Origin of the sequence: Mesorhizobium sp. M4A.F.Ca.ET.050.02.1.1 (assembly GCF_003997725.1) — a bacterium.
Classification (GTDB): domain Bacteria; phylum Pseudomonadota; class Alphaproteobacteria; order Rhizobiales; family Rhizobiaceae; genus Mesorhizobium.
Map to the genome: position 1 here is coordinate 1 of NZ_RZSG01001211.1, position 1,159 is coordinate 1,159.

Sequence of the window (1,159 nt, forward strand, 5' to 3'; positions counted from 1 at the left end):
TGGCCGAACAGATCGGGAAAGCCGGCATACATGACGATCTCGGTCGCCGCGCAGATGAACCAGATCACCGGCCCCCAGGAGGCCAGCATCCAAAGGCCCGCGGCGGCGAAGGGAAAGAACACGGCGAGCATCACCGCCGCCACCTGCCAATGCACCGGCATCAGGTCGAAGCGCCAGAGCGCGCCCGGGTAGAAGCCGATCAGCCGGATCCAGTAGAGGATGCCAAACAGCAGGCAGTAGCCGGCGATGACGCGCTGGAACCAGGCGAAAATGATCTCGGATGTCGAGGGCTGCAGCACGACGCGCCTGGAGGTGACTTCGCTCACAGGTCGAGCTCCCGCTCGCCGAGGGGCGCGAAATAGGCATCGACATCGGCGAAGCTCACCGCGTCGAGACTGGCCGGGCGCCAGCGCGGAGTCGAGCCCTTGTCGATGATGGCGGCGCGGATGCCTTCGTAGAAGTCGTGACCGGCCAGCATGCGGTTGAGGATGCGGAACTCCATCTTCATGCACGCGTCCATCGACATGGTCAGCCCGGCGCTGATCTGGCGCCAGGCCACGTGCAGGCTGGTCGGCGAGCGCGTCCTGATCGTCGCGAGCGTCCTTGCGGCAAACTCGTCGGAAGTTGCGGCCCGATCGAGGCTGGCGATGATATCGGACAAAGACGGTTGTGCGAAATGGCGGGCGATCGCTTCCAGCACCAACCGGTCCGTCTCACGCCTGGCCGGGACGAAAAAGCTGCGCAGCACCGATTCCGGGTCGCCGGTGGCGCAGAGCCGGTCGAGGAAGCCGGCCTGGTCCTCGGCCTTGATGGTGTGGGTGGCCAGCCCCGACCACAGCGCGTCGCCGTGGCGAATGCGGGTTCCGGTCAGCGCCAGATACATGCCGAAACTGCCGCCGAGGTCCGGCAGTAGGTGGCTCGCACCGACATCGGGGAAGAAGCCGATGCTGACCTCCGGCATGGCGAACTGGGCGTTCTCGGTCAGCACGCGCTGCGAGCCGTGGAAGGAAATGCCGACGCCGCCGCCCATGACGATGCCGTCGATCAGCGCGACATAGGGCTTCCCGAAGGCGTTGATGCAGGCGTTGAGCCGGTATTCGTCGGCAAAGAAGTCGACCGGCGGCCGCCCGGCGCGGCCGGCCTCATAGATGTGCAGGAT

At 66.1% G+C, this 1,159-nt stretch carries 2 protein-coding genes; both read right to left on the reverse strand.

Annotated elements, in window-relative coordinates; genetic code table 11:
* Positions 1-326, reverse strand: a 326-nt coding sequence (locus EOA33_RS36380) for a DUF6163 family protein (protein WP_127407773.1), incomplete at its 3' end; no start/stop codon positions are given.
* Positions 323-1,159 (reverse strand): 3-hydroxyisobutyryl-CoA hydrolase (locus EOA33_RS36385; RefSeq protein WP_127407774.1); only part of this gene is annotated, 837 nt, incomplete at its 5' end. The genes EOA33_RS36385 and EOA33_RS36380, both read right to left, overlap by 4 nt.